Annotated in this window: 16 protein-coding genes; 11 read left to right on the top strand and 5 right to left on the bottom strand. The window is 65.2% G+C overall.

The annotated features are described in order from the left end of the window. Positions 1–20: 20 nt before the first annotated feature. Positions 21–1,337, bottom strand: a complete 1,317-nt coding sequence (locus ACTUWL_RS18405; RefSeq protein WP_021080831.1) for an MFS transporter — start codon at positions 1,335–1,337, stop codon at positions 21–23. Between the two features lie 212 nt (positions 1,338–1,549). Here ACTUWL_RS18405 and ACTUWL_RS18400 point away from each other — a divergent pair, with 212 nt between their 5' ends. From ACTUWL_RS18400 to ACTUWL_RS18380, 5 genes are all read left to right on the top strand, one after another. Continuing rightward, positions 1,550–2,302 (top strand): class I SAM-dependent methyltransferase, encoded by a 753-nt coding sequence (locus tag ACTUWL_RS18400; protein ID WP_035652553.1) that lies wholly within the window; start codon positions 1,550–1,552, stop codon positions 2,300–2,302. 36 nt (positions 2,303–2,338) lie between these two features. Then, positions 2,339–2,992, top strand: a complete 654-nt coding sequence (locus ACTUWL_RS18395; protein ID WP_035652551.1) for an ABC transporter ATP-binding protein — start codon at positions 2,339–2,341, stop codon at positions 2,990–2,992. Next, the gene (locus ACTUWL_RS18390) at positions 2,989–5,460 is read left to right on the top strand and encodes an ABC transporter permease (RefSeq protein ID WP_021080828.1); all 2,472 of its coding nucleotides are present in this window, start codon (positions 2,989–2,991) and stop codon (positions 5,458–5,460) included. The genes ACTUWL_RS18395 and ACTUWL_RS18390 overlap by 4 nt, the downstream gene beginning before the upstream one ends. Then, positions 5,450–6,535, top strand: a complete 1,086-nt coding sequence (locus tag ACTUWL_RS18385; RefSeq protein ID WP_021080827.1) for a lipocalin-like domain-containing protein — start codon at positions 5,450–5,452, stop codon at positions 6,533–6,535. The genes ACTUWL_RS18390 and ACTUWL_RS18385 overlap by 11 nt, the downstream gene beginning before the upstream one ends. A gap of 103 nt (positions 6,536–6,638) precedes the next feature. Beyond that, entirely contained in the window at positions 6,639–7,028 is a 390-nt protein-coding gene (locus ACTUWL_RS18380; RefSeq protein WP_021080826.1) for an MAPEG family protein, read from the top strand. A 174-nt stretch (positions 7,029–7,202) separates the two neighbouring features. Here the strand turns inward: ACTUWL_RS18380 and ACTUWL_RS18375 are convergent, their stop codons facing one another. The 3 genes from ACTUWL_RS18375 to ACTUWL_RS18365 form a co-directional block, all read right to left on the bottom strand. Beyond that, on the bottom strand, positions 7,203–8,393 hold the full coding sequence (locus ACTUWL_RS18375) for an ABC transporter substrate-binding protein (protein ID WP_021078138.1): 1,191 nt from the start codon (positions 8,391–8,393) through the stop codon (positions 7,203–7,205). Positions 8,394–8,634: 241 nt separating this feature from the next. After that, complete coding sequence (locus ACTUWL_RS18370) at positions 8,635–11,805, bottom strand: efflux RND transporter permease subunit (RefSeq protein ID WP_021078137.1); 3,171 nt, start codon at positions 11,803–11,805, stop codon at positions 8,635–8,637. Next, positions 11,802–13,037: an efflux RND transporter periplasmic adaptor subunit gene (locus ACTUWL_RS18365; protein WP_106939984.1), complete on the bottom strand. Its 1,236-nt coding sequence runs from the start codon at positions 13,035–13,037 to the stop codon at positions 11,802–11,804. The genes ACTUWL_RS18370 and ACTUWL_RS18365 overlap by 4 nt, the downstream gene beginning before the upstream one ends. Positions 13,038–13,836: 799 nt before the next feature. Between ACTUWL_RS18365 and ACTUWL_RS18360 the strand changes: the two genes are divergently transcribed. From ACTUWL_RS18360 to ACTUWL_RS18340, 5 genes are all read left to right on the top strand, one after another. Continuing rightward, on the top strand, positions 13,837–21,285 hold the full coding sequence (locus tag ACTUWL_RS18360; RefSeq protein ID WP_146160318.1) for a cadherin domain-containing protein: 7,449 nt from the start codon (positions 13,837–13,839) through the stop codon (positions 21,283–21,285). A 283-nt stretch (positions 21,286–21,568) separates the two neighbouring features. Continuing rightward, complete coding sequence (locus ACTUWL_RS18355) at positions 21,569–22,066, top strand: phage tail protein (protein ID WP_021078133.1); 498 nt, start codon at positions 21,569–21,571, stop codon at positions 22,064–22,066. A gap of 12 nt (positions 22,067–22,078) precedes the next feature. Further along, entirely contained in the window at positions 22,079–22,582 is a 504-nt protein-coding gene (locus ACTUWL_RS18350; RefSeq protein WP_021078132.1) for a phage tail protein, read from the top strand. Between the two features lie 9 nt (positions 22,583–22,591). After that, complete coding sequence (locus ACTUWL_RS18345; RefSeq protein WP_021078131.1) at positions 22,592–23,119, top strand: phage tail protein; 528 nt, start codon at positions 22,592–22,594, stop codon at positions 23,117–23,119. A 76-nt stretch (positions 23,120–23,195) separates the two neighbouring features. After that, entirely contained in the window at positions 23,196–23,687 is a 492-nt protein-coding gene (locus ACTUWL_RS18340; protein ID WP_307756434.1) for a GNAT family N-acetyltransferase, read from the top strand. Here the strand turns inward: ACTUWL_RS18340 and ACTUWL_RS18335 are convergent. Then, positions 23,669–23,968: a DUF6916 family protein gene (locus ACTUWL_RS18335; RefSeq protein ID WP_021078129.1), complete on the bottom strand. Its 300-nt coding sequence runs from the start codon at positions 23,966–23,968 to the stop codon at positions 23,669–23,671. The genes ACTUWL_RS18340 and ACTUWL_RS18335 overlap by 19 nt on opposite strands. A 425-nt stretch (positions 23,969–24,393) precedes the next feature. Between ACTUWL_RS18335 and ACTUWL_RS18330 the strand changes: the two genes are divergently transcribed. After that, on the top strand, positions 24,394–25,548 hold the full coding sequence (locus tag ACTUWL_RS18330; protein ID WP_021078128.1) for an iron-containing alcohol dehydrogenase: 1,155 nt from the start codon (positions 24,394–24,396) through the stop codon (positions 25,546–25,548). The last annotated feature ends 30 nt before the right edge of the window (positions 25,549–25,578 follow it).

The following is a 25,578-nucleotide window of genomic DNA, read 5'->3' as shown; positions in this document are numbered from 1 at the left end:
GGGTGAAGCGTGTGCCTGCCTTACGTCGACGACACCGCGCCCCTGATCGCGCCCGCCGGCTGCGACGTGCCCGTCAGCCGTGCGCGCTCGGTGTTCGGCCACAGCAGCAGCAACCCGAACACGCCCGACCCCACCATGATCGCTGCGTTGATGGTGAAGCCCGTCATGTAGCCGGCCATCACGGCTCCGGCATGCTGGATCACACTGCCCATCACCTGCGGCGCCAGAATGCCCGAGAGCGTGTACAATGCGCCGTAGATCGCGATCATCGCGCCACGCTGCGATACCGGGGTGAACTCGCCGAGCATCGCCGGACACACCACATAGATCGAGCCGCACAGCCCGGAGCCGACCACCAGCAGTGCGATCATCAGCGGGCCGGGCGCGACATGGGGCAGCGTGGCCAGAATGCAGCCACCGACGATCAGCGGCACCGAACCGAGCACGCCGCGCGCGCCGCGGGTGGTGAAGCCGCGCGCCAGCATCAGCTGCGAGATCCAGCCGGTGAGGATCACGACGACAGCGCCGAACACCCATGGCAGGATCGAGATGAAATTGGCCTGCTGCTGGGTGTAGCCCAGTCCCTCGATGATGAAGGAGGTGAACCAGGTGAGCCCGAGCGACAGCGCCCAATAGGCGCCAAAGGTCGCCGCCACGCAGCCGATGAAGGTGCGCGACGTCAGAAGCCGCCAGTAGGGAATCCGTTGCTCTTCGGTGACGACAGCCGCCGTCGACACCAACGGCCCTTCCTTGCCGAACACAAACCAGGCGACGGCCCAGAGCAGGCTGACGACACCGAGCACACCGAACGCCAGATGCCAACTGTAGCTGTTGATGACCCAGCCCAGCGCGGGCATCGTCAGGATCACGCCGAACGCCGAACCCTGCGACAGGATCGCGGTCGGCAACGTGCGCTTCTCGTCGGGGAACCATTTGTAAATCGCATGAATGGCAACCGCCGCCGCCGGTCCTTCGCCGGCGCCGAGGATGATGCGGCAGATCATCAGCGTCGTGAAATCGACCGTCCCGACCATCGGAAACTGCGTCACCGCCCAGATCAGCGCCAGGATCAGCAGAATCCAGCGCGTCGACGCCCGGTTGGCGACGAAGCCGATCACGATCGCCGAGATCGAGAACAGATAGAAGAACGACGATCCGAGGGTGCCGAACTGCTCGGGAGTGAGGCCCAGATCCTTCCTGATCGGGACGCCCGCCAGACCGACCACAATCTTGTCCGCAAAGTTCACCACCATGAACAGGAACAGAAGGAAGGTGATTTGCCAGGCGCCTTTGGGCGTGCTCTTCACCATCCCCCTGGGCATCGGTTGTGTCGTCATGTCTGGCTCCCCGTCGTTTGTTTTTTTGGCTTCGTAAGTTCGGCCCCAATCGGCGATGCTAGCCACGCCTCGCCGCGCAACGCAACAGCGCATTTTCCTATGGTCGCAGCCGTAACAGCCGATCACGATCGCGTCGGCGCGGCCGCGACACGGTGATCTGTCATGGCGGCGCTGCTATGTTCTGCGCAACGAAGAAAGCCCGGGGTTATTCCATGAGCAGATCAATCCTACGCGCAGCCGCCTGCATGGCATTGTTGTCCGCCGCGGCGCCCGCTGTCCGCGCGCAGGACGCGGCGAGCCCCGACTATGCGGCAATCGTCGCCGCACCCGATCGCAGCGACGCCGATCGCCAGACCGACCAGCGCCGGCAGCCGGCCAGGATGCTCGCCTTCGCCGGCGTCAAGCCCGGCATGACTATCCTCGATATGGCGGCGAGCGCGGGCTACAGCACCGAATTGTTGGCGCGCACCGTCGCCCCGTCAGGCAAGGTCTACGCCCAGGATTCGGCCAGTGTGCTGGAGCGATTCGTGAAGGACAAATTCGACACTCGCGCGAAGGCGCCCGCGATGAAGAACGTGGTCCATGTGGTGCGAGACTATGACGATCCGATTCCGCCCGAGGTGAAGGACTTCGACATGATCACCTTCTTCTTTTTCTATCACGACATCAGCTATCTGCCGGTCGATCGCGACGCCATGAACAGGAAGATGTTCGCAGCACTCAAGCCGGGCGGCTATCTCGTGATCGCGGATCACTCGGCCAAGCCGGGCGACGGCACCAACGTCGCCAAGACGCTGCACCGGATCGAGGAGAGCACCCTGAAACAGGAGATCGAGGCCGCCGGTTTCAAGCTGGTCGCCGAGGGCGATTTCCTGCATCATGCGGAGGACCCGAAGGACATTCCCGTCTTCAAGGCCGCAGTGCCGATCGACGAGTTCGTCCTGAAATACCAGAAGCCGCAATGAGGCATCGCCATCGCTTCGCCTGACCAGACCGCCGCGCTGCTTCGCGTCACCGGCCTGACCAAGAGTTACCGCTCCGCCGGCGAAGACGTCGCGGTGCTGCGCGGCGTCGACCTCAATGTGGCGACCGGCGAGAGCGTCGCGCTGACCGGCGAGTCCGGCAGCGGCAAGAGCACGCTACTGCATCTGATCGCGGGGTTAGACGCCGCCGACGGCGGCGAGATCACGCTCGCCGAGATCATCGTCTCCGGCCTCAATGATGCCGGACGCGCCGAATTGCGGCGCGACCGGCTCGGCCTCGTGTTCCAGCAGTTCAACCTGATCCCAAGCCTGACGGTCGCGGACAATCTCGTGTTCCAGTCGCGCATCGCCGGCCGCCACGATGCGGCCTGGCATGACGAGCTGGTCGAGCGCCTGGGGCTGAAAGAGCTATTGAAACGCTATCCCGAGCAATTGTCCGGCGGCCAGCAGCAGCGCGTCGCGATCGGCCGCGCGCTGGCGCCGAAGCCGCTGTTGCTGCTCGCGGATGAGCCGACCGGCAATCTCGACGAGGACACCGCCGACGAGGTGCTGCATCTGGCGCGTGATCTCGTTGCTCGCACCGGCTGCGGCTTCCTGATGGTCACCCACAGCGCGCGGCTCGCCGCGACGCTCGACCGCCAGGTCACCCTGCATGCTGGAGTTATTGCGTGAGGCGCCCGCTCTGGATCCTCGCCGTGCTGCTCAGCCACTGGCGACGGCATCCGATGCAGCTTGCGACGCTCTTGATCGGGCTGATCTCGGCGACTGCGCTGTGGAGCGGCGTGCAGGCGCTGAACCAGCAGGCGCGCATCGCCTATGACCGCGCGGCTGCGACCTTCGGCGGCTCGCGCACCGCGATGCTGGTGAGCCGCGACAGCGCAACCTTCCCGCAACGACTGTTCGTCGATCTGCGCCGCGCCGGCTGGCCGGTATCGCCGATGCTGGAGGGCCGGATCCAGATCGACGGCCGCAGCTTCCGCCTGCTCGGGGTCGAGCCGGTGACGCTGCCCTCCGAGGTCGGCACCGCGCCGGCGGTGGGGCGCGGCAGCCTGCAAGCCTTCGTCACGCCACCCGGCGAAATGCTGGTGGCGCCGGAGACACTGCGCGATCTCGGCCTCAAGGAAGGCGAGCGGCCGCGCGCCAGTGGCATGACTCTGCCGCCGCTGCGCGTGCAGGCCGAGCTCGCACCCGGCGCGCTGGTGGTCGATATCGGCATCGCGCAGGATATCTTGAAGCTACCCGGCCAGGTATCGCGCCTGCTGGTCGGAAGGTCCAAAGGCAAATCCGAGGCACCGCACGCCACGCTCGAAAGCGTGGCGGGCGACAAGCTTCGTTTGATCGAGCCGAGCGCCGAGAGCGACCTCGAACGGCTGACCGACAGTTTCCATCTCAACCTCACCGCGTTCGGCTTGCTGTCATTCTTCGTCGGCCTGTTCATCGTCAACTCCGCGATCGGGCTCGCCTTCGAGCAACGGCTGCCGATGCTGCGCACGTTGCGCGCCTGCGGCGTCTCGGCACGGATGCTCAACAGTGTGCTGGTGATCGAGCTGGTGTCGCTGGCCCTGGTCGCGGGCCTGATCGGACTCGTCTGCGGATATTTCATCGCGGCAGCGTTGCTGCCGGACGTCGCGGCGTCACTGCGCGGGCTCTACGGCGCGCAGATTCCGGGACAGCTTTCGCTCAAGCCGGTCTGGTGGCTCGCCGGCGTTGCCATCAGCATCCTGGGCGCGCTGGCCGCCGCGGCCGCGAGTCTGATCAAGGCGATCCGGATGCCGGTGCTGGCAACCGCGCAGCCGCAGGCCTGGCAGCAGGCGCAACGGCGCTGGCTCATGTTCCAGAGCACAGCAGCGCTCGCGGTGTTTGCTGTCGCTGCCGCCCTCATCCGGTTCGGCGATTCCCTGATCGCGGGCTTTGCCGTGCTCGCCGCGCTGATGCTGGGCGCCGCATTGATCCTGCCGATGGTGCTGCAGATCGCGCTCGCGATCGGCCAGCGCAGCGCGCGGGCGCCGGTCGGCATCTGGTTCTGGGCCGACAGCCGACAGCAGCTTTCGGGACTGTCACTGGCGCTGATGGCGCTGCTGCTCGCGCTCGCGGTCAATGTCGGTGTCGGCACCATGGTGGACAGCTTCAGCCGCACCTTCCTGGTCTGGCTCGACGGCCGCCTCGCCGCGGACGTCTATGTCAGTGCCGCCAGCGATGCGCAGGCCAAGGAGATCAAGGCCTGGCTGCACGACCAGCCGGAGGTCGAGGCGATCCTGCCCGGCGGCCGCGCCGACACGCAATTTGGCGGCTCGCCGATCGAGGTGCTCGGCCTGCCCGATCACAGCACCTATCGCGACAACTGGCCGTTGCTGGAGAGCACGGCGAATGCCTGGATCAGGCTGCGCCCGGGCGACGCCTGTCTCGTCAGCGAGCAGCTGGCACGACGGATGAATCTCGGCCTCGGCGACCACATCGAGGTGCCCACGCCCGGCGGTAACTGGTCGCTCGAGATCGTCGGCATCTACGCCGATTACGGTAATCCGAAGGGTCAGATCGCGGTCAACTTCGCTGCGCTGACGCGCCGATTCCCGCAGACGCCGCAGACCCGGCTCGGCCTCCGCGTCGCGCCGGATCGCATCGCGCCGCTGATCACGGCGATGCAGGAGAAGTTCGGTCTCGATGACCGCAGCGTCGCCGACCAGGCGACGATGAAGCGGGAATCCAAGCGGATCTTCAATCGCACCTTCTCGGTGACCGCGGCGCTCAACGCCTTCACGCTCGGTGTCGCTGGCATCGCGCTCTTGACCAGCCTGCTCACGCTGGCCAATTCGCGGCTGCCGCAGCTGGCGCCGCTATGGGCGATCGGCCTGACGCGGCGGCGACTTGCGGCGCTCGAACTGCTGAAGACCATGGCGGTCGCGCTGATCACCGCGCTGTTCGCGCTGCCGCTCGGCCTTTTGGTCGCCTGGTGCCTGCTTGCGATCGTCAACGTCAAGGCATTTGGCTGGCGGCTGCCGTTCCACGTCTTCCCGCTGCAACTGATCGAGCTGCTCGCGGTGGCGATGGCCGCAGCGCTCTGTGCCGCCGCGCTGCCGGTCGCCAGACTGGCCCGCATGCAGCCGGCCACCCTGATCCGGACTTTCGTCAATGAGCGCTAGCGGCACGATCACGCGGCGCGCGTTTGCCGGCGGCGCGCTGGCGCTGGCACTCGGCGGCAAGGGCTTTGCGCAGGGCTTTGCCGGGCTCGGCGAGAATGCCGAAGGTTTTTCCGCCGTCACGCCGGGCAAGCCGTTCGCTTTCCCTGTCGATCACGGCCCACATCCCGAGTTCCGGATCGAGTGGTGGTACGTCACGGCGAATCTTTCCGACGCCAGCGGCGCGGCCTATGGCGCGCAGTGGACGCTGTTCCGCCAGGCGATGAAGCCGGGCGGCCCCAACGAGGGCTGGGCCAACCAGCAACTCTGGATGGGGCATGCCGCCGTGACCAGCGCCACCACGCATCGCTTCAGCGAGACGTTTGCGCGCGGCGGTGTCGAGCAGGCCGGTGTCGCGGCCGTGCCTTTCCACGCCTGGATCGATGCCTGGGAGATGCGCGGGCTCGATGGATTCGACGCGCAGCGGGTCGCGCCGCTCGAGCTCAAGGCCTCCGCCGCCGACTTCTCGACCACGCTCCGGCTCGACGCCGACCGTGCGCTGGTTTTACAAGGCGACCACGGCTACAGCCGCAAATCGGATCGCGGGCAGGCCTCATACTACTACAGCCAGCCGTTCTACACGGCGTCCGGCCGCATCGTGATCGACGACAAACCGGTCGACGTAACCGGCACGGCGTGGATGGATCGCGAATGGAGCAGCCAGCCATTGGCGGCCGACCAGACCGGCTGGGACTGGTTCTCACTGCATCTGCCCGGCGACGAGAAGCTGATGCTGTACCGGCTGCGCCAGCAGGACGGCCGCGAGAACCTGTTCGGCAACTGGATCACGCCGGACGGCCGCTCGACCGAGATCGCAGCCGCCGGCAATAGCCTCACCCCAATCGCGACCACCGAGATCGCCGGCCGCAAGCTGCCGACATCATGGCGCGTCGCTCTGCCGGCGCGCGGCCTCGCCATCGAGACCACGCCGCTCAATCCCCGGAGCTGGATGGGCACCAGCTTCCCCTATTGGGAAGGCCCGATCCGCTTTTCAGGCAGCTATGCCGGAATCGGCTATCTTGAGATGACGGGATATTAGGACGTCGACGGAAGATCGGCGCCGCAAAAGAAGCCCTGCTTGTCACACTGCGCGGCGCCGCCGCGTCATGACATCGGAGCCAACAGAAGAGGATACGCCTGCCATGTACCATTACACGGCCATCGTCACCTGCCTTGCCGTTGCGTTCTACTTCTTCACCTCGACACAGGTTTCGCGCGCCCGTGCCGCCTACGGCGTCAAGCTGCCGGCGATTTCTGGCAATCCGGATTTCGAGCGCATCTTCCGCATCCAGATGAACACGCTGGAATGGATGCCGATCTTCCTGCCGTCGCTGTGGCTGTTCGCGATCTATGTCGGCGACGCTGCCGCGGCCGCGATCGGCGCGATCTGGGTGATCGGCCGCATCGTCTGCTTCATCGGCTATCGCGAGGCGGTGGCGAAACGCAGCCCCGGCTTCGCCATCCAGGCGGTCGCCTCCATCGTGTTGTGGGTCGGCGCGATCGGCGGCGCGGCGTGGCGTCTGGCGCATTGAAGGCGCGATCGCGCCACAACCACCGCTGTCGTCCTGGCGAAAGCCAGGACCCATAACCACAGCAACCAGTTTTGCGAAGGCTGGGGCCACAGCGCAGCAGGGTAGCTAACATCGGTGGTTATGGGTCCCGGCTTTCGCCGGGACGACACCGATACTTGTTGCCCCAGCGACGCATCACTTCGTCAGCGGGCAACCCGAGTCCTTGGCCTTCGGGAAAGCCTGGTCGCCGGGCACCACGGCGAGCTGCTTGTAATAGTCCCACGGCTTCTTCGATTCCGACGGCTTCTTGACCTCGAACAGATACAGGTCGTGGACCATGCGGCCGTTCTCCTGCACCTTGCCCTGGGCAAAGGCGTCGTCGACCGGCAGCTCCTTCAGCTTCTTGGCGACCGCATCCGAGTCCTTGGTGCCGGCGGCCTTCACCGCCTTCAGATAGCTCAGCGTCGCCGAATAGGTGCCGGCGTGGATCATGCTCGGCATCCGTCCGGTGCGCTTGAAGAAGCGCTCGGAGAAGGCGCGGCTCTTGTCGTCATGATCCCAGTAGAACCCCTCGGTCAGCACCAGGCCCTGCGCGGCCTCGAGCCCGAGACCGTTCACCTCGGCGAGCGTCATCAGGAGGCCGGCGAGCTTCTGGCCGCCCCTGACGATGCCGAACTCGGCGGCCTGCTTGATCGAGTTGGTGGTGTCCTGGCCGGCATTGGCGAGGCCGATCACCTTCGCCTTCGAGCTCTGTGCCTGCAGCAGGAAGGAGGAGAAGTCCGACGAGTTCAGCGGCACGCGCACCGAGCCCAGCACCTTGCCGCCGGCAGCGGTGACGATCTCGCTGGTGTCCTTTTCCAGCGCGTAGCCGAACGCATAGTCGGCGGTGAGGAAGAACCAGCTGTCGCCGCCGGCCTTCACCAGCGCGCCGCCGGTACCGACCGCGAGCGCATGGGTGTCGAACGCCCAGTGGAAGCCGTAGGGCGTGCAGGCCGCGCCCGTGATCGCCGAGGTCGCTGCGCCGACCACGATGTCGACCTTCTTCTTTTCCTTCGAGAGCTCCTGGACCGCGAGCGCCACCGACGAGGTTGTCAGCTCGGTGATCATGTCGACGCCATCGGCGTCATACCAGCGCCGCGCGATCGAGGTCGCGAGATCGGGCTTGTTCTGGTGATCGGCGGTGATCATCTCGATCTTCTGGCCGAGCACCTCGCCGCCGAAATCCTCGATCGCCATCCTGGCGGCTTCGACCGAGTATTTTCCGCCGTAATCCGCGTAGACGCCCGACTGGTCGTTCAGGATGCCGATCTTGACACCCTGGGCCATCGCCGGCGCCGCCAGCATCAGGCTGCACGCCGCTACCGCGGCCAAAAATCCCGACTTCATTGTTATGCTCTCCCAGCAGTTTTTTGATCAGGAAAAATCGACGCGACATTATTTTATAACCCGGCGCCTGCCCATCGATTTCAGTTCAGCCAAAAGTATGGGCTTGCGGTGCCTTACCCCTGTCATTCCGGGGCGCGCGCAGCGCGAGCCCGGAATCCATCGGGCCGCAGTCCAGGTGGATGAATGGATTCCGGGCTCGCCGCTACGCGGCGCCCCGGAATGACGGAAGAGAGATCATGGCTCACCCCGCCGCAGCAGCCGTTTCCTTCGGCTTGCCCTCGTTCTTCCCTTCCGCGAGGTTGCGCACCACCATGTAGAAGATCGGGGTGAAGACGAGGCCGAACAGGGTGACGCCGAGCATGCCGAAGAACACGGCGACGCCGACCGCCTGCCGCATCTCCGAGCCCGAGCCGGTCGACAGCACCAGCGGCAGCACGCCGAGGATGAAGGCGAACGACGTCATCAGGATCGGCCGCAGGCGGAGCCGGCAGGCTTCGATCACTGCCTCCAGCCGCGGCCTACCCTCGAGCTCGATGTCGCGCGCGAACTCGACGATCAGGATCGCGTTCTTGGCGGCGAGCCCCACCAGCACCACGAAGCCGATCTGGGTCAGGATGTTGACGTCCTGGCCCATGATGCGCACGCCGATCGTGGCCGCGAACAGGCACATCGGCACGATCAGGATCACCGCGAACGGCAGGGTCCAGCTGCCATATTGCGCGGCGAGCACGAGATAGACGAACAACACGCAGATCGGGAACACGTAGAGGCCGGCATTGGCGCCGTTGACTTGCTGATAGGACAGGTCGGTCCATTCGAACGAGAAGCCGCTTGGCAAGGTCTCGTCGGCGATCTTCTTGATGGTGTTGAGCGCCGTCGTTGAGCTGACGCCCGGCGCCGGCTCACCCTGTAGTTCGGACGCCGAGTAGAGATTGTAGCGCGCGACACGGTCGGGGCCCGAAATGTCCTTGAAGTCGACCACGCTGCCGAGCATCACCATGTCGCCATTGGCGTTGCGGGTCCGCAGCCGCGACAGGTCGGTGGCCTCCTTGCGGAACGGCAGGTCAGCCTGTGCGGTGACGTGGTAGGTGCGCCCGAACAGGTTGAAGTCGTTGACATAGGTCGAGCCGAAATAGGTCTCGATCGTGTCGGTGATGTTGGCGATCGGCACGCCGAGCTTCTGCGCCTTGACCCGGTCGATATCGACGAACAGCTGCGGGGTGTTCGCAGAATACGGCGAGAACACCGATGTGAGGCTCGGCGACTTGCGCGCGGCCTGCACCAGCTCGTCGGTCGCGGACGCCAGCAGTTCGGGGCCACGCCCCTGCCGGTCCTGGACACGGATCGTGAAGCCACCGCCGGTGCCGATGCCGGGCACGGCCGGCGGCGGAATCACGATGATGAAGGCGCCCTGGATCACCGCCAGCCGCTTGCGCAGCTCGGCGGTGATCGCGTTCGCCGTCAGCCCCTTCTTCAGGCGCGCCTCGGGCTCGTCGAACACCGGGAACAGCGCCGCGGCGTTGCCCGCCTGGGTGCGCGTCGCGCCGGAGAAGCCGGCGAACGCCGCGACGCGAACGATACCCGGCGTATCCAGCGCGATCCGCTCGATCTCACGCACCACGGCCGTGGTCCGCGCCAGCGACGCCGCGCCCGGCAGCTGCGCCGAGATGATGACGTAGCCGCGATCCTGCGCCGGGATGAAGCCCTGCGACGTGGTCGCCAGCAGCCAGCCGGCACTGCCGATCAGTGCGAGATAGATCACGACCATCACCACGGTGTGCCGGATCACGAAGTCGGCGACACCAGCATAGCCATGGGCCAGCCGGTCGAACACCCGGTTGAACAGCGCAGTAAAGCTGTCCCAGCCGCGCGCGATGATGTTCCAGCGTGCCGGCGGTCGCTTCTCCTCGTGCGGCACCAGGATCTGCGAGGCCAGCGCCGGTGACAGCGTCAGCGAGCAGAAGCAGGAGATCGCGGTCGCGACCGCGATGGTCACGGCGAATTGCTGGAAGAATTGCCCGGAGATGCCACCGAGGAACGCAGTCGGCACGAACACCGCGCACAGCACCAGCGCGATCGAGACCAGCGCGCCGCCGACCTCCTCCATGGTCTTCAGCGCGGCGTCGCGCCTCGACATGCCGTGCTCGAGATGCCGCTCGACGTTCTCGACCACCACGATGGCGTCGTCGACCACGATACCGACTGCAAGCACCAGGCCGAACAGCGTCAGATTGTTGATCGAGAAGCCGAGCGCGGCCATCACCGCGAAGGTGCCGACCAGCGACACCGGGATCGCGATGATCGGGATGATGGCAGGCCGCCAGCCCTGCAGGAACACCAGCACCACGATGACGACAAGCGCCATCGCCTCGTAGATGGTCTTGATCAGCTCATGCACCGATTGGGCGATGAATTCGGTCGGGTTGTAGCCGATATTGTAGTCGAGCCCCTTCGGGAAGCCCGCCTTCATCCGCTCCATCGTGTCGGTGATGCCCTTGGCGGTCGCGAGCGCATTCGATCCCGGCCGCTGCGTCACCAGCAGAGCGACCGCGGACTTGCGCAGCAGGAAGCTGTTGGTCGCGTAGGACAGTGCACCGAGCTCGACGCGGGCGACGTCACGCAGCCGCACGGTGCGGCCGTCGGAGCCGGCCTTGACCACGATGTCCTCGAACTGCCTGATGTCCTTGAGGCGGCCGGTGAAGACGAGGTTGGGCTGGAACGCGCGATCGGCGATCGGCGGCTCGGCGATCTGGCCGCCCGCGATCTGCAAATTCTGCGCCCGGATCGCCGCCAGCACCTCGGCCGAGGTCAGACCGAGATTGGCGATCCGGTCGGGATCGAGCCACAGCCGCATCGAATAGTCGCGCGCGCCGAACATCTGGATGTCGCCGACGCCGTCGAGCCGCAGCAGCTGGTCGCGCACCTGCAGCAGCGCGTAGTTGGAGATGTAGAGCTGGTCGAACGTGTCGTCGGGCGACAGCATGAACACGACCATCAGGATGTCGGGCGAGTTCTTGCGCGTGGTGACGCCGTTGCGCTGCACCTCTTCAGGCAGCCGCGGCTGCGCAATCGCGACGCGGTTTTGCACCAGCACCTGGGCCTTGTCGAGGTCGGTGCCGAGCTTGAAGGTCGCGGTGATGGTCAGCTGGCCGTTCGAGGTCGCCTGGCTGTAGAGGTACAGCATGTCCTCGACGCCGTTGATCTCCTGCTCGATCGGGGCGGCGACGGTGTCGGACACGGTCTGCGCCGAGGCGCCCGGATACTGCGTGGTGACGACGACGGTCGGCGGCACCACCTGCGGATATTCCGAGATCGGCAGCGTCGGATAGGCGATCGCGCCGACGATCAGCAGCACGATCGACAGCACCATCGCGAGGATGGGCTGGTTGATGGAAAGCCTTCCGAGATTCATGGCTTCGCACCTGCCGCCGGCTTGGCATCTGCGGGAGCTTTGTCACCCGTCGGGGCCTGGGCCATTTTCGGCGTCACCTTGGCGCCGACGCGGGCGCGTTGCAGTCCGTCGACGATCACGTGATCTTCCGGCTTGAGGCCCTCGCGAATCACGCGCAGGCCGTCATCCAGCGGCCCGAGCGTGACCGCGCGTGCCTCCACCGTGTTGTCGTCCTTGACCACGAACACGATCTTGCGCGACTGGTCGGTGGCAATGGCGGTATCCGGGATCAGCAGCGCCTCATAGGGCGAGGAGCCGATCAGGCGGACGCGGCCGAACTGGCCGGGCAGGATCGACAGGTCCTTGTTCGGAATCACCGCGCGGCTGCGCAGCGTTGCAGTGGAGACGTCGAGACGGTTGTCGATGAAGTCCATCTTGCCCTCATGCGAGGGCTTGGTCTCGCCGGTCAGCGTCACCTGCACCGGGTTCGCCGTATCGCGCGAGCTCGGGCGCCGGCCTTCGAACCACAGCTTGCTGTTGCGCTGATAGGTCGCCTCGTCGACGTCGAAATAGATGTAGATCGGATCAAGCGACACGATCGAGGTCAGCAGCGTCGCGCCGCCCTCGCTGCCCTGCACGAGGTTGCCGGGGGTCACCAGATGCCGGCTGACGCGGCCGGTGATCGGCGCCAGCACGTGGGAGAACTCGACGTTGAGCTGCGCGGCCTTCAGCGAGCCCTCGGCCTGCGTCTCGGCGGCGCGCGCCGCCTGCAATGCCTGACGGCGCTGGTCGACGACCTGCTCCGAGACCGCGCTGGTCTGCACCAGGTTGAGCCCGCGCTCGAGATCGCGCTTGGCAAGCTCACCCTTGGCCCGCGCGTCGGCGAGCTGGCCTTCGGCCTGCAGCACCACGGCCTCGAACGGCCGCGGATCGATGATGTAGAGCAGATCGCCGGCGTGGACGATCGCACCGTCCTTGAACTCGACGCTGTTGACGAAGCCGCCGACGCGAGCGCGGACCTGCACCTCCTCGATCGCCTCGAAGCGGCCGGTGAATTCGTCCCAGTCGGTGACGGTGCGCTTGACCGGCTGCGCGACGGTCACGGGCGGCGCCGGGGGCGCGGTCTGCGACTGCGCGGCCTTCTCTTCGCAGCCGCCGAGCGCCAGCGCGGCCAGCAGCCCGAGCGGCGCCAGGCCGCGCCAAAGGCCGGGCGATGCTTGGCGTCGAAGCGAATGGCGCCCGACGCCGCTCACCGGAGCCAGACGGTCCGTTCTGTCAATCGACCTCAATTCCCTCTCCCCCAAAAGACCACGAAGCACGCCGACCAATGCAGGGCTACGAAAGTCGCAACTGAATTTGCGGTGTTTCAACGCGGATGGACCACCGCGATGCCGCGGCGGCGGACGTCACAGATGTAGCCGCCCCTCAGTGTGTTCAAGATGGCCGCCGGATCAAGAAAATAGTTGCGTAGTCTGAAAGCCTTACGACGCGCTCGCGAAACCGTGACGACGAAAAGGGGCAGATTGGCTGGCCTATCGGACGCGCGAGATCACAGACGAATGGTCCTTAATCAATCACAACGCGAATTCGTATCACAGATTCGTCACACCACGTCGAACTCGACTTTTGGCACGGAAACCTCCGCCCCGCAGCCGGCACGTCCGGCCGGATTCCCCCACTCTACCTCCCGCTGTAGGACAGGAATCGTCGTTAATGGCGCGGTTGTCATCCGTGCGCACATTGACACTCGGTTGTATCGCCAATACGGTCATGGTTGCCAAAGCATGAATTTTTTTGGCCGCCGCCTATTTCTCGAACATTCATCGTATTTTGTCGCGGCGCGAGTGTGTGAAGGCGACTACGTTATGGCAAGCGCATTTGATCTTGCTGATGTCACGGCTCCGCGGACATCGCGGCTTTCCCGTATTGCAGGCGGCTTGGTGCCGACCCCCGTCGCAAGCGGTCAACTTCAGCGTGTGAACGGCTTCACACGTCATCGTTCCCAACAAATGTAATTCTTGATCGGCTTGCACGCCGATCGCAGGAGTGCTCATGACGACCATACCTGCTTATACAATCGGTGGTTTAACTCGCCCCGAACTTCAGCTCGATTCGACCGGCCATATCGTCCTCGATTCGGCCGCGTTGTCGTTCGCTGACACGTATGGTCTGCAATATCTCTACCTCGGCTGTCCTCCCGGCACGCCGTGGCCGCCGGTCACCGAATCGCTGGCGACGCCGGTTGACGCCAATCCAGGAAGCGGCACGGTCAGCGAAGGTGCCGCAGCCAACACCCTGGTCAACATTACCGCGCAAGCCGTCAGCAGCAGTGGCAATCCCGTCACCTATACGTTGACCGGCGATAGCTCCAATGGCGGCTTCAAGATTGATCCGAACACCGGCGTGGTATCGGTCGCCGACCCCACCAAAGTCAACTACGTGACCAGCCCGGGTCACGCCTACACCATCACGGTTCAGGCGAACGACGGCATAGCGACGAGCTCGCAGAGCTTCGTCATCGCGGTCACTGACGTCGCGCCGTCGACGCCGGTCGACAGCAACGCAGTCCCCAACAAGATCGCGGAAGGAGCCGCCGCCGGCACACCGGTCGGCATCACGGTAGTCGCGGCCGACATGAATGCGGTGACCTACAGCCTGACCGGCGATAGTTCGGGCGGCGGCTTCAAGATCGACCCCAACACCGGCGTGATCACCGTCGCCGATCCCAGCAAGATCGACTACACGACCGCTCCCGGTCACGCCTACACCGTCACGGCGACGGCAAGCGACGGCACCCTGTCCAGCTCACAGACCTTCACGATCGCGGTGACGCTGGGCGCCGCCACGCACTTTGTCGTGAGCATCCCGGCCAACGGCACAGCGGGGACGCCGGGCTCGGTCACCGTTACCGCGCTCGATTCCCTGAACCACGTCGTCACCAACTACACCGGCACGGTTCATTTCACGTCAAGCGACGGCCACGCCGTGCTGCCGGCCGACGTCACCTTGACCAACGGGGTCGGCAGCTTCAGCGAGACGCTGGATACCGCCGGCAGCCAAACGATCACGGCGACCGACACGGTCGATCACACCGTCACCGGGACGTCGAATGCCGAAATCGTGACGCCGGGCGTCGCCACGCATTTTTCTGTCAGTCTCCCCGCCAATGGCACAGCAGGGACGCCGGGCTCGATCATCGTCACGGCGCTTGATGCCTTCGGTAATGTCGCCACCGGTTATACAGGAACCGTCCACTTCACCTCGACCGACGGCATTGCCGTGTTGCCGGCTGACACGACGCTGACCAACGGGGTCGGCACCTTCAGCGAGACGCTCGATACCGCCGGCAGCCAGACCATCACCGCGACCGACACGGCGCACGGTGCGATCACCGGCACCTCGAATACCGAGACCGTGAAGGGGGGCGCCGCCACGCACCTTGTCGTGAGCATTGCCGCCAACGGTGCGGCGGGGACGCCCGGCACGGTCACCGTCACCGCGCTCGACGCCTTCGGCAACATCGCTACCGGCTATTCCGGCACGGTGCACTTCACCTCGACCGACGGCCACGCCGTGCTGCCGGCCAACATGACGCTGACCAATGGCGTCGGCAGCTTCAGCGAGACCTTCGAGACCGTCGGCAACCAGACCATCACCGCGACCGACACGGTCAGCGCGGGCATTACCGGCACCTCGAACCCGGAAACAGTGGCGCCGGGGCCTGCGACCCATTTCACGGTGAGCATCCCGGCCAACGGAACCGCGGGCACGGCGGGTTCGGTCACCGTCACGGCGCTCGATGCCGGCAACAACATCGTCACCGGCTATTCGGGCACCGTGCACTTCACCTCGACCGACGGTCAGGCGGTGCTGCCGGCCGACGTGACGCTGACCAACGGGGTCGGCACCTTCAGCGAAACCCTCGATACCGCCGGCAGCCAGACCATCACCGCGACCGACACGGTCCACAGCACGATCACCGGCACGTCGAACGCCGAGACGATCACGGCCGGCGCCGTCACCCATTTTGCGGTGGCCATCCCGGCCAACGGAACGGCCGGTTCGGCCGGTTCGGGCACGGTGACCGCACTCGATGCCTTCAACAATGTCGTCACGGGTTATTCGGGCACCGTCCACTTCACGTCGACCGATGCCGCCGCCGTGCTGCCGGCCGACATGACGTTGACCAACGGCATCGCCACCTTCAGCGAGACCTTCGATAGCGCAGGCAGCCAGACCATCACCGCGACCGACACGGCGCACGGTGCGATCACCGGCACCTCGAATACCGAGACCGTGAAGGGGGGCGCCGCCACGCACCTTGTCGTGAGCATTGCCGCCAACGGTGCGGCGGGGACGCCCGGCACGGTCACCGTCACCGCGCTCGACGCCTTCGGCAACATCGCTAGCGGCTATTCCGGCACGGTGCACTTCACCTCGACCGATGGCCACGCCGTGCTGCCGGCCAACATGACGCTGACCAATGGCGTCGGCAGCTTCAGCGAGACCTTCGAGACCGTCGGCAACCAGACCATCACCGCGACCGACACGGTCAGCGCAGGCATTACCGGCACCTCGAACCCGGAAACAGTGGCGCCGGGGCCTGCGACCCATTTCACGGTGAGCATCCCGGCCAACGGAACCGCGGGCACGGCGGGTTCGGTCACCGTCACGGCGCTCGATGCCGGCAACAACATCGTCACCGGCTATTCGGGCACCGTGCACTTCACCTCGACCGACGGTCAGGCGGTGCTGCCGGCCGACGTGACGCTGACCAACGGGGTCGGCACCTTCAGCGAAACCCTCGATACCGCCGGCAGCCAGACCATCACCGCGACCGACACGGTCCACAGCACGATCACCGGCACGTCGAACGCCGAGACGATCACGGCCGGCGCCGTCACCCATTTTGCGGTGGCCATCCCGGCCAACGGAACGGCCGGTTCGGCCGGTTCGGGCACGGTGACCGCACTCGATGCCTTCAACAATGTCGTCACGGGTTATTCGGGCACCGTCCACTTCACGTCGACCGATGCCGCCGCCGTGCTGCCGGCCGACATGACGTTGACCAACGGCATCGCCACCTTCAGCGAGACCTTCGATACCGCAGGCAGCCAGGCCATCACCGCGACCGACACGGCGCACGGCGCGATCACCGGCACCTCGAATACCGAAACCGTCGCGCCGGGCGCCGCCACGCATTTCGTGGTGACCATCCCGGCCAACGGCAGGGCGGACGTTCCAGGCACCGTCACAGTCACCGCACTCGACGCCCACAACAACATCGCCACCGGCTATTCCGGCACGGTGCACTTCACCTCGACCGATGGCCACGCCGTGCTGCCGTCCAACATGACGCTGACCAACGGCACCGGCACCTTCAGCGAGACCTTCGGAACCGCCGGCAGCCAGACCATCACGGCGACCGACACGGTGAGTGCCGCCATCACCGGCACTTCGAATTCGGAAACGGTGGCGCCTCCGGACGCCCCGCCGGTCGTCACCGCGGGCCACACCCTGAACTACCTCGAGGCCCAGCCCGCGACGGCAATCGACCCGGCATTGACCGTCACCGATTCCGACTCGGCCAATCTGACGTTTGCGACCGTCCAGATCACCGGCAACTATTTCGCCGGCCAGGACGTGCTCGCCTTCAGCCCCATTGGTGCCATCACCGGGGCGTTCGATGCCGTGCACGGCACGCTGACGCTGACCGGCAACGACACGGTCGCGCACTATCAGGCGGCGCTGGATGCGGTGACCTATTTCAACACCAGCAACAACCCGTCGGCCCTGGCCCGCACGGTCACCGTCATCGCCAGCGACGGCATCGTCGACAGCACGCCAGTGACCGACACCATCAATGTCACGCCGGTCAACAACCCGCCGGTGGTGACGATCGGCGCGATCACCAACTTCAGCGAGCCGCCGGTCGGCACGCCGACCACGAGTTCCATCCCGGTCACGATCGCTCCCAACCTCACGGTTACAGACGTCGACAGCACCAATTTGATCAGCGCGACCTTCGTGCTGAACGACCTCAAGCCTTCTGACGCGCTCTCGATCGCGGGCCACGCCGGCTCGAGCGGCGACATCGGCAACATCCACTTCGCCATCACCAGCACGGCCACCACCGAAACCGTCACGCTGACCGGCACCGACACGATCGCGCACTACAATGCCGTGCTCGATGCCGTGCAGTTCAACAACACCGGCGAGCCCCCCGATACCACGGTGCGCTCGTATACCGTGACCGCACAAGACGATGGCGGCACCGCCAATGGCGGTCACGATACCGGTTCGGCGAACGCAACCCAGACCGTCACCGCGATCGACGATCCGCCAACCGCGACCGTGCCGTCGGATTCGTCGGTCGGCACCGCGTTCTCGCACACCAACCTCGCGATATCGGGGCTCTCGGTCGGCGACATCGATTCCGCAGGCCGCAATGAAACCGCAACGATCACGTCCAACCACGGCGCGTTGATCTTCGACACCACCGGCCTTGCCAGTTCCACCAACAACGGCAGCCACAGCGTTACGCTCACCGGCACGATCGCGCAGCTCAACACCGCGCTGGCAACGCTGAACTACAACAGCGACAGCGGTTTCACCGGCTCGGACACCGTTACGCTGAATATCAACGACAACGACCACACCGGCACCGGCGGCCCGCTCACGTCGGGACCGCAGAGTTTCCACGTCGGCGTCGTCCCGCATGTGTTCTACATCGACAACTCGGCCACCACGAGCCACAACCTCGGCACCCAGGCCGACCCGTACACCTCGATCGCGGCCTTCAACGCGGCGAATCCGGCAGGCGCAGGCGACTACGTCGTGCTCGAACACGGCACCGGCACCTACAGCGAAGCCAACGGCATCAGTCTCGCCAACGGCGTCAATTTGATCGGCGGCAGCCATCCGCTGCAGTTCACCAATCCGGTGACCGGCGCAACGGTCACCGCCAATGTCGGTTCCGGCACCGATCCGGTCATCCAGGTCACCGGCGCTCACAACGGCATCGACCTGCTCGGCACCACGGGCCACACCATCACCGGCGTCAACATCGATACCTCGGCCTCGACCGGTATCGGCATCAGCGACGACGGCAACAATGTCGGCACCGTCACGATGTCCGACATCACGGTCAAGACATCCAGCGGCGCCGGCTTGAGCTTCACCCATGGCGGCACGATCACCGTCACCGGCAGCAACAACACCATCGCGTCCACGACCGGCACCGCGCTCGATGTCGAGCACACCAACATCGGCGCCGGCAATCTCACCTTCAAGAGCATTTCCGCGACAGGCTCGTCGGGCAGTGCCGGCATTATCCTCGACACGACAGGAACGGCCGGCGGGCTGCATATCACCGGCACCGGGAGCGCGGGTTCCGGCGGCACCATCAACAACAAGACCGGCGCGGATATTCTCACCGGCACCGATGCCGGCGGGCAAACCACGTCGGGCACCGGCGGAACGGGTATTTTCCTGCACAACACCGCCAACGTGTCGTTCACCGACATGTCGCTGCACGATTTCAGCAACTTCGCGATCTACGGCAACAACGTCACCGGATTCACCTTCGCCAGCGGCAGCATCAGCGGCGTCAACGGCACCAATAATGCGGGGAACCAGGAAGAGAGCAGCATCCGGTTCGACAATCTGCTCGGTACCTCGTCGATCACTGGGTCGAGCATTTCCGGCGGCTTCGACGAGAATGTCGACCTCTACAACACCAGCGGCACGCTGAACCGCCTGACGATGGATAGCGACACGTTCGGCTTGGTCGGCTCCGCCGGCAACGACAACGTCCGCGCGCAGGTCTTCAACTCCGCGACGGCCAACTATACGCTGACCAACAGCACATTTGCCGGCACGCGAGCCGACTTCATCGCGATGGTTGCCAACAACAATTCGTCGATGGACGCCGTGGTCCGGAGCAACACGTTCCACAACGGCGAAACCATCGTTCCGGGCGGCGGAACGGCGGTCCATATTGCCAGCGGATCCGGCGGCAACGTCTCCGCCGCGACCACCACGTTCGACATCTCGCACAACATCCTGACCGACGGCGGCGCCAACGCCTTCGACACCGCGGGCATCTTCGTTTCCAAGGGCCAGGACAACGGCACCATGTCCGGCACGATCGCCAGCAATCAGATCGGCCCCGCTCAGGTGAACTCGAATTCCGACGGCATCTTCGTCCGCACCGCCGGCAATGGCAGCCTGACCACGCTGATCCAAAACAACACCATCACCGGCGTCGGCGACAATGGCATCCATCTACAGAACAACGACGGCAGTTCGACCCTGAACGCCACGGTCTACGGCAACTCGGTGTCGTCCCCGACCTCGACCAATCCGTTTGCGGCCATGCTCGTCGACAATGGCGCCACCGCGGGCCCGCCCGCCGACACCAGCACGACGAATATCGTCATCGGCATGGGCCCCGGCGGCACCGGCAGCAAGAACACGCTGAACCACAGCTCGCTCTACGCCACCGACGTCGAGCTGAGCAACTTCGGCAGCAGCACCCATCTGAACCTTTCGACGAACGGTTCGACGGCGAACAATCCTGCTGGCGTGATCACCGCCGACAACAGCAGCACCACGGGCGGCATCACCGTCGACACCACGGGCGGCAACGGCTTGACGACGCTGGTCTCGACGCTGCCGGCGCTTCCCGCGGTGGTCGCACCGCTGCTTGCCGAGGCGGGTGGCGTCGAGGCATCCAATCCCACCACGGGCGAGATGCACCTGACGCAGGATGAGCTCACCTCGGTGGTGTCGGCGGCGATCGCGCAATGGGCGAGCGCAGGCGCCAACGCGACGCAGCTCGCCCTGCTGCATGCCGCGACCTTCAGCATCGCCGACCTCTCCGGCCAGATCGTCGGACAGGAAGGCGCCGGGCATATCACGATCGATACCGATGCCGCCGGCCGCGGCTGGTTCATCGACCCGACGCCTGCTGACAATTTCGAGTTCACCCACGCCGTCAACGCTGCCGGCACCGATCTCCTGACCGATCCGTCGAGCGCCGCGGCCGGTCATCTCGATCTGCTGACCACCGTGGTGCACGAGCTCGGTCACGTGCTCGGCCTGCCCGATTCCATCTCGCCGTCCGATGCCAGCAGCCTGATGTATATCGGCCTCTCCGACGGCGAGCGCCGACTGCCCACGGCTACGGATGTCGCTCAATCCAACCTGGCGTTGCAGAAGGCCATGCCGGCACAAGACACGACGACCTCGGGTCAGCAGACGACGACGGTCAACGTGAGCAATGGGGATAGCTTCGACTTCTCGTCATTGACCAAGACGTCGTCGCAGACCACCACAAACCATGTGGACCCGATCGCGAACACACAGACCTTGTCCGATCTGTTCAGCGGGCTTTCCAATGCCGCGCCCCCTTGGTGGGTCGGCCACGAGGCGACGTTCGCCGCCATGGGCGGAACGCCGACCGATCACCTCCAGACCCATCACGATCTGGTGGTTTGATCGAACGCCGCGGCGACTCGAACAATGCCTGCCGGACCATCCGGCAGGCGTTTCGATCTTGATCGGATCGCATACGCATCGATGCGGGTTGCGAAAGCTCCACGTCATCGCGACGACATCCATGTGTCACGCATCTAAACAAAAAATCACAGAACTCATATGATCGTTGAGGTTGCACTTGGCGCAAAACACGCTATCGTGCATTTCGCTGTCGCACGACCGCATTTGCCTTGCATTTTATTCATTGCATCACTGACGAGACAGATCGTCTGACGGAGGATCGATGTCCCAGCCGTTTCTCTCGGAAATCAAGATGATGTCGTTCAGCTTCCCGCCGAAAGGCTGGGCGTTCTGCAACGGTCAGCTGATGCCAATCAACCAGAACCAGGCCTTGTTCTCGCTGCTCGGCACGACCTATGGCGGCAATGGCCAGACCACCTTCGGGCTGCCCAATCTGCAAGGCAAGGTGCCGATCCATATGGGCTCCGGCTTCACGCTGGGCCAGACCGGCGGCGAGACGACGCACACGCTGACGACCTCCGAGATGCCGCAGCACCCCCACATCTTCCAGGGCACGACCAACCCCGCCGACAATGCGGTGCTCACCAACAATCTGATGGCGCAGTCGGCCAATCTCTACACCACGCCCAGCAATCTGACGACGCTGGTCGGGAGCACCGTCGGCAATGCCGGTGGCTCGCAACCTCACGAGAACATGCAGCCCTACCTCACGCTCAGCTTCTGCATCGCATTGCAGGGCATCTTTCCCTCCCAGACCTGAAGGACGCCCATCATGAGCCAGCCCTACGTCGGCGAAATTCGGATGTTCGGCGGCAATTTCGCGCCGGCCGGTTGGATGCTTTGCCAGGGACAGGTCGTGCCGATCGATCAGTACGACACCTTGTACAATTTGATCGGGACCACCTATGGCGGAGACGGCCAGTCGACATTCGCGCTGCCGAACCTGCAGGGCCGCCTTCCGATGCACCAGGGCGCTGGCTTCGTCATGGGGCAGACCGGGGGCGTCGAACAGGTGACGCTGATCACCCAGCAACTGCCCGTCCACAACCACCCGATGGCCGCATCGCTGAACAATGCGACCGGCAACACGGTGACCGGCAATGTCGTGGGCAGTGTGGGCGCGACCCAGATCTATCGCGAGGCCCCGGCCGCCTCTGCGATGGCGAACCAGGCGTGCACGTTCGTCGGCGGCAACCAGCCGCATAACAACATGCAGCCCTACCTTTGCATCAACTTCATTATTTCACTGTTCGGCGTTTATCCGAGCCAAACCTAGGACGGGACCATGTCTGATCCATTCTTGGCCGAGATCCGCATATTCCCGTTCAATTTTGCGCCCAAGGGATGGGCCTTCTGCAACGGCCAGCTGATGCCGATCTCGCAGAACACCGCGCTGTTCTCCTTGCTCGGCACCACTTACGGCGGCGACGGCAGGAGCAACTTCGCGCTGCCCAACATGCAGGGCAATTCGCCGATGCAGCAGGGGCAGAGCATCACCGGCTCCTCCTACATCCTGGGCGAGAACGGCGGCACCCCCTCCGTGACATTGCTGCAAAGCGAAATGCCTCAGCACAACCATCCGATTCAAGGCAATATCAATCCGTCGGATCTCGCCACGCCCAGCCCGGCGCGATCGCTGGCGCGCGCGAACCCGGGCCAAGCCTACACGGCAACGCTGAGCAACATTGCGCAGTTCGCGCCGGCCAGCTCGATACTTCCGAACGGCGGCAGCATGCCCCACAACAATTTGATGCCCTATCTCACCTTGAACTTCTGCATCGCGTTGCAGGGCATTTTCCCGCCGCGCAGCTGAGCTGGACATGGCGGATGGCTTGAGCACAGATAGGGTTTCCGCGGCGTTCGGGTGGACACGCGCGGCGGATGCCGGCTTGACCTTCCGTCATATCACCGAAGCCGACCTGCCGTTCCTCGCGCGGCTCTACGCCTCGACCCGCACCGAGGAACTGGCGGTCACCCCGTGGAGCGCGGAGCAGAAGGCCGCCTTCCTCGCCATGCAATTCCAGGCGCAGCACGCGCATTACCAGCAGCATTATCCGACCGCCGACTGGCTGGTGACGATGCGCGGCGGCGAGGATGTCGGCCGTCTCTATCTCGACCGCTGGCCGAGCGAGCATTGCGTCATCGATATCGCCTTGCTGCCGGAATATCGCGGATCCGGCCTCGGCGGCGCGCTGATGCGCGACCTGCTCGACGAGGCCGCCGCGGCCGGCAAGGCGATGTCGATCCATGTCGAGAAGTACAATCCCGCGATGCGACTCTATCGCCGGCTCGGCTTCGTGACCGAGGAAGACAAGGGCGTCTACGACCTGATGCGCTGGCGCGCACCGGAAGCTCCCGGCGGTCAGGTGAAGACCGCCTGATAGCCGTTGCCGTCTTCGAGCGGGCCAATCGGCACCAGGAAGATGTCGATCACGCCGAGCGCCGGATGCCGCACCGGATAGATCGCCTGCGGCAGCCAGGCCCCCTTCGGCCCCGCGAACAGCAGCGAGAACGCGCCGCCCGGCCGGCCGCTGTTGCCCGCGGGCTCGACCTTGGCGAGCTTCAGCACCACCACGCGATCCGCCGCCCGCAACTCGAACCCGGCATCCTGGTACGGCGTGAAGTCATCAATATGCAATTTCGCGAGATCGACGGTGGTCATGCGCACGTCCTTGTTGCTGTCGACGTGTAACACACGTCGCGACGATACCGTCAAGGCTTCTGCCGTGCTCTCTCGCGGTCATTCCGGAGTTGCTCTCTCCCTCGTCATTCCGGGGCGACGCAAAGCGCGTCGCACCCGGAATCCATTTCACCAAAAGTGATGCGGCCCGATGGATTCCGGGCCCTCGCTTCGCGAGCCCCGGAATGACGGGAGGATAGAGGGGCGGCCCTTGCGCGACGCTGGAGCCACAATCCCGTTCATCACCGAATGCGGTGGCTATGGGTCCTGGCTTTCGCCAGGACGACGGCGGTGGATGCGGAGCCTCCGACCGTGCCACCGAGGTCCCTGATGACGACCCCGATTTCCTCCGCTAACCTCCACCCAAACGACCGCCGGCAAGGCGGACCATTTTGAGGGAGAGGCGCGTGCATCGAGGCCGTGTCGTATTCGGCGCCATGGACGAGGTCGTGTTCGGGCGGCCCGCCCGTGAGGCCGTCGTCGAGCAACTGGACCGGCTGGGCGCGCAGCGCGCGTTCCTGATGGTGTCGGGCACGCTGAACCGCGACACCGACGAGATCGAGAAAGTCCGCGCGGCGCTCGGGTCCCGCTGCGTCGGGACCTTCGACAAGATGCCGGCGCATACGCCGCGCGCCGCGGTCATCACGGCGACGGAACAGGCGCGCGATGCGCAGGCCGATCTGATCGTCACCATCGGCGGCGGCTCGATCACCGATGGCGCCAAGGCGGTGCAGCTCTGCCTCGCCAACAATGTCACCACATCCGACGGCATCGATGCGATTCGCACCCGTGGTGGCGTCTCGCCCGAGATGAATTCGCCGGCCGTGCGCCAGATCAGCGTGCCGACCACGATCGCCGGCGGCGAGTTCTCGTCGATCGCGGGCGTCACCAACGAGGTCAAGCGGCAGAAGGAGATGCTGCGCCATCCGCTGGTGATGCCGCGCGCCACGATCCTCGATCCGGACCTGTCGGTGCACACGCCGGACTGGCTGTTTCTGTCGACCGGCATCCGCGCGGTCGACCATTGCGTCGAGGGCATCTGCTCGCGCGAGGCGCATCCTTACGGCGATGCGCAGGCGCTGAAGGGACTTGAGATGCTGGCGGCCGGCCTGCCGCGGGTGAAGGCCAACCCGAAGGACATCTCGGCGCGGATGGATTGCCAGATCGGCACCTGGCTCTCGACCGGCCCGCTCGCCTCCGGCGTTCCGATGGGCGCGAGCCATGGCATCGGCTATGTGCTCGGCGCCGAGTTCGACGTGCCGCATGGCTACACCTCCTGCGTGATGCTGCCGGCGGTGATGCGCTGGAACAAGCGCGACAATGCCGGCCGGCAGGCGCTGGTCGCCGCCGCGATGGGGCGTCCGGGCGAGGACGCAGGCGACGTGCTCGACCACTTCATCCGCGATCTCGGCATGCCGCGCAGCCTGGCCGAGGTCCGTGTCGGCCCTGAACATTTCGACCGCATCGCGGCGGGTGCGATGCGCACGCCCTGGGTGCCACGCAACCCGCGCAAGATCGACGGTCCATCGCAGGTTCGCGAGATTTTGCTGATGGCTGCCTAGGGCATGATCAAGTTGCGAGTGAGGGGGAAA

The sequence above is a fragment of the Bradyrhizobium sp. WCU1 genome (genome assembly GCF_053474805.1).
Note: the sequence above shows the minus strand (reverse complement) of the source record. Positions and strands in the feature narration are given on the sequence as shown.